6 protein-coding genes are annotated in these 4,697 nt (G+C 69.0%); all 6 read right to left on the bottom strand.

What is annotated here, in order from left to right; genetic code table 11:
• Positions 1-51: 51 nt before the first annotated feature.
• Positions 52-150: a 30S ribosomal protein bS22 gene (locus ACFTZL_RS41245; RefSeq protein ID WP_003948845.1), complete on the bottom strand. Its 99-nt coding sequence runs from the start codon at positions 148-150 to the stop codon at positions 52-54.
• Positions 151-304: 154 nt separating this feature from the next.
• Positions 305-517: a helix-turn-helix domain-containing protein gene (locus ACFTZL_RS41250; protein ID WP_004984898.1), complete on the bottom strand. Its 213-nt coding sequence runs from the start codon at positions 515-517 to the stop codon at positions 305-307.
• A gap of 129 nt (positions 518-646) precedes the next feature.
• Positions 647-1,462, bottom strand: a complete 816-nt coding sequence (locus ACFTZL_RS41255) for a phosphatase (protein ID WP_382594627.1) — start codon at positions 1,460-1,462, stop codon at positions 647-649.
• 79 nt (positions 1,463-1,541) lie between these two features.
• A complete protein-coding gene (locus tag ACFTZL_RS41260; RefSeq protein WP_382594630.1) occupies positions 1,542-2,717 on the bottom strand; it encodes an acetoin utilization protein AcuC in 1,176 nt (391 codons plus the stop codon).
• Positions 2,668-3,897 carry an MFS transporter gene (locus tag ACFTZL_RS41265; RefSeq protein ID WP_382594633.1) on the bottom strand — a complete coding sequence of 410 codons (1,230 nt, stop codon included), beginning with the start codon at positions 3,895-3,897 and terminating at the stop codon, positions 2,668-2,670. Before ACFTZL_RS41265 ends, ACFTZL_RS41260 begins: the two co-directional genes overlap by 50 nt.
• A gap of 75 nt (positions 3,898-3,972) precedes the next feature.
• On the bottom strand, positions 3,973-4,617 hold the full coding sequence (locus ACFTZL_RS41270; protein ID WP_382594636.1) for an HAD family hydrolase: 645 nt from the start codon (positions 4,615-4,617) through the stop codon (positions 3,973-3,975).
• Positions 4,618-4,697: the final 80 nt, after the last annotated feature.

A 4,697-nucleotide genomic window follows, 5' to 3' on the forward strand; every position in this document is an offset into this window, starting at 1 on the left:
CCAGTTGGTGGGGGGCCACAACGACGCTCTCGCGGCGTCCGGGTCGCGAACTTACTTCTTGTTGCGACGCTGAACGCGCGTGCGCTTGAGCAGCTTGCGGTGCTTCTTCTTGGCCATCCGCTTGCGCCGCTTCTTGATAACAGAGCCCACGACTACCCTCGCTCACTTCTCATCACTCGGTGCTGGGCGCCATGGGCCCATACGACCTACGAGGGGCTAGCCTACCCGCCCGAGCGCTGAGGTCGTAATCGAGGAGGCCAGGGTGATCCCGAGTGCCCTGTGAGGGATCACCCCGCCCCAGCCGTCAGGCGGTTTCCACCCCCACGTAACTCTCGCGAAGGTACTCGTGAACCGCTTGCTCCGGGACGCGGAATGACCGCCCCACACGGATCGCGGGCAGATGACCGCTGTGCACCAGCCGGTACACGGTCATCTTCGACACTCGCATCACCGAGGCGACTTCCGCCACGGTAAGGAACTGAACCTCGTTCAGAGGCCTCTCGCCTGCTGCAGCCATGACACACCTGAACCTTCCGCACTCGACGGCCACCGGCTTCCCCTTCCGGTGACTCTTCGTCGCTGCGTGCTCACTCCCCAATGTAGGGGCCTGTGATGCGAGTGGGGAAGAGGTGCACCCATCAACGGCCTACTGTGACAGACACGCCCGATTGAGTACGTAGCGGGTAAGCGGCAGGTAGTAATCAGATCGCACGCCGTCATCAAGTGGAACGACGACGGACACGGACCCCTCCGCCTGCCCGACGAACGGGGCGGGATCGTCCGTATCGGCCGGCCCGATGGCCTCGAACCCCAGCTGACCTGCTCCGCAGACCCACCCGTGGTCCCCGATCACCAGCTCGGGAAGAGGCCCGCCGGCCTCCGCCGCGGCGGCCAGCGCGGTACGAACCGGGAGAGGGGAGTGCGTATGTGCGCCGGGCTCACAACCGGGGCGTTCCGCCCCGGGCGCCCGCACCAGCGCGACTCCTCGTACGTAGTCGAGGTTGTACGTGCGTAGGCCGAACCGGGTCGTTATGTCGACACAGCGACCCTGCGCAGGGGTGAGAACCGCACACCCCGCCGCCGACAGCGCGTCTGCCAGAGCGGCGTAGAAGCCGAGCAGCCGGTGCGGGTGCCCGGTACCGAGAAGCACCGGAGCACCCCGCTGAGCGACCTCGGCGAGACGGTCCGCGAAGGCGTCCAGCGCGGCCACGGTCCGCAGCGGATCGATCACGTCCTGGCCGGAAGTCCGCCGAGAATCGACCGAAACCCCGCACCGCTCCGCCATCAGCTCGATCAATTCCCGCTGCTTCCAAGCCCCTTCAGGGTCGATGCCGAGCAGCACACGGGGGTCCCGGGCAGCGAAGAGCCGGTAGCTGCGCAGGCTCTCCTCCCGCGACGTGGCCACGGTACCGGCGAGGCGTGCACCCACCAGGTGCGTACGAAGGACTTCGGGGGTCAGCACGAGAAGATCGTCCGCGACCAGGGCCTCACCTGTCCCGAGAACCGGCGAACACCCACACGGTCGGCCTACCGGCGGCGTCTCACCCCGGCAGCAGCCCCCGCAGCGGGAACACCGCCCGCCGGGCCGCCAGCACCGCCTGGTCCAGCCGATCCGCCGGGTCGTACCCCGCCTCCCAGCCGGTCCACTCCACGGGCCAGCGCCCGTCCGTCATCCGCGCCGGGGCCAACTGCCGCGTCCGCGCGAACACTTCCTGCCGCCATCCCTCGGGGATCACCGCCTCGGGCTCCACCTCCCGGTGCGCCGCGATGGCGACCAGATGCGTCCACGACCTCGGTACGACGTCCACCACCGCGTAGCCGCCCCCGCCAAGGGCCACCCACCGCCCGTCGGCGTACTCGTGCGCCAGGTCGTGACAGGCCACCTGCACCGCCCGCTGCGCGTCCAGCGACACGGCCAGATGCGCCAGCGGATCCTCGAAGTGCGTGTCGGCCCCGTGCTGCGTCACCAGCACCTGCGGCCGGAAATCGGCGATCAGCTCCGGCACCACCGAATGGAACGCCCGCAGCCACCCGGCGTCCCCGGTCCCGGCCGGCAGCGCCACATTCACCGCCGAGCCCTCCGCGGAGTCCGCCCCGGTCTCCTCCGGCCACCCGGTCTGCGGGAACAGCGTCCGGGGATGCTCGTGCAGCGAGATCGTCAGCACCCGCGGGTCGTCCCAGAACGCCGCCTGCACCCCGTCCCCGTGATGCACGTCGACATCGATGTAGGCGACCCGCTCGGCCCCGAGCTCCAGCAGCCTGGCGATCGCCAGCGACGCGTCGTTGTAGATGCAGAACCCGGACGCACCGCCCGGCATCGCGTGATGCAGCCCGCCCGCGAAGTTCACCGCGTGCGGCGTCTCACCCCGCCACACGGCCTCCGCCGCGCCCACCGACTGCCCGGCGATCAGCGACGACACCTCGTGCATCCCCGCGAAGGCCGGATCGTCCATCGTCCCCAGCCCGTACGACTGGTCCGCCGCCCCGGGCTCCGCCGACGCGGCCTTCACCGCCTCGATGTAGTCCTCCCGGTGGACGAGCCGCAACGTCGACTCCCCGGCCGCCTTCGCGGCGACCACCTCCACCTCACGGTCCAGCCCGAAGGCATCGACCAGTCTCCGGGTCAGCGCGAGCCGGACCGGGTCCATCGGATGCCCGGGACCGAAGTCATAGCCCGTTACTGCCTCGTCCCACATCAGCTGTGTGCGGCCGCTCATGACCGCCACCGTATCGGTCCGGTTGAGCGGCGAACGACCGGGCGTACACCAGCGTCACCAGCACCAACACCATCGGCACGAGCATGGCCCCGCGGTAGCTCCACAGATCCCCGAGCGCGCCCACCAACGGCGAACCGATCAAGAACCCCACATAGTTGAAGACATTCAGCCGCGCCACAGCCGCATCCGAAGCCCCCGGGAACAACCTGCCGGCCGCCGCGAACGTCTGCGGCACCAGCACACACAGCCCCAGCCCCAGCAGCGTGAACCCCAGCATCCCGACCCACGCCCCGGGCGCACCCGCCACCACGGCGAACCCACCCGCCGCGACCAGCGCCCCGGCCCGCACGACCGCGGCCGCCCCGAACCGCCGCACCCCGAAGTCCCCCAACGTTCGCCCCACCAGCGTGGTGACCATGTACACGTTGTAAGGCACCGTCGCCATCTGCTCCGAGCTCCCCAGCACGTCCTGCAGATACTTCGCACTCCAGTTGGAGACCGTCGAGTCCCCGATGTACGCGACGGTCATCACCAGACACAGCGGCAACAGCAGCTTGAACGCGAGGGCCTGCCCCTCGCCCGACTTCCTCTCCACCCCGGACTCCGCCACCGGACCCGCGTCGCCGCCGTCGACATACCACCGGCTCCCCACCAGCACAGCGGGCAACAACAACAGCACGACCGGCAGATACGACACCCACAACGCCAGATCCCAGTGCGCCCCCACCCACGCCAGCGAGGCCCCGACGATCCCGCCCAGACTGTAGGCCGCATGAAAACTGAGCATGATGCTGCGCCCGTACGACCGCTGCAGGCTCACCCCGAGCATGTTCATCGACGCGTCCAGCACCCCGACGGCGAGCCCGAACGCCGCGAGCGCGACCCCCAGCTCCACCATCCGCTCCCCGGCCCCGACCCCGAGCAGCGCCAGCAGCACCACGGGCTGGGACCACCGCAGCAGCCGGCTCGGCGGCACCCGCTTCACCAGCCGCTCGGTGCTGACGCTCCCGACCCCGGCGAGGACCGGCACGGCGGCCAGAAAGGCGGGCAGCAGCGCGTCGGAAACCCCGTAGCGGTCCTGGATGGCCGGGATCCGCGTCACGAGCAGAGCGAAGGCGACCCCCTGCACCAAGAAGCTGAACGCCAAAGAGCCCCTGCCGCGCCGCAGCACATCAGTCATGGCGGCGAGCGTAGGGCTCCGGCTTACTCGTGGGTAGATCCAGCCAAAGATGAATTTGCCTCATCTTCCACGGACTCACACCACCAGATCGCCCAGCTCCCCCATGTGAGAGAAGAGCCGGGTGGCGCCGGCGAGCTTCTCCGCCGGTGTCATGGCGGTGAACCCGTACACGTCCATCCCGGCCGCGACCGCCGCCCGCACCCCCAGCGGGCTGTCCTCGACGACGACACACCGCTCCGGCGCGACCCCCATCCGCTCGGCCGCGTACAGGAACAGATCGGGAGCCGGCTTCCCCCGACCGACGTCCTGAGAGCTGAAGATCCGCCCCTCGTCGAACCACTGGCTGAGCCCGGTCGTCCGATGCCCCACTCGAATCCGCTCATGGCTCCCGGACGAGGCCACGCAGTACGGCACGCCGTCAGCGGCGAGCTTCTCCAGGACGCCACGGGCCCCGGCCACAGCCACGAGCTCCTGCTCGAACGCCGCGAACACCCGCGCGTGAAAGACGTCGTCGAAGCTCTCCGGCAACCGCTGTCCCGTCCGCTCGAGAACCAGCTCATGAATCCGGTGCATCGCCGACCCCATGTAGTCCCGAATGGACTCCTCGTACGAGGTCGGATGCCCGAGCTCGGTGAGATACGCGGCCAGCAGCCGGTTGGAGATGGGCTCACTGTCGACGAGGACACCGTCGTTGTCGAAGATAACGAGGTCGTAGTTCATATCCACGACCCTAAACGCAAGAAAACCCCGCATCCGAAGATGCGGGGTTTTCTTGAATGATTGTTCGGCGGCGTCCTACT

This window comes from Streptomyces sp. NPDC056948 (genome assembly GCF_042674225.1).
Taxonomy (GTDB): Bacteria; Actinomycetota; Actinomycetes; order Streptomycetales; family Streptomycetaceae; genus Streptomyces; species Streptomyces purpurascens.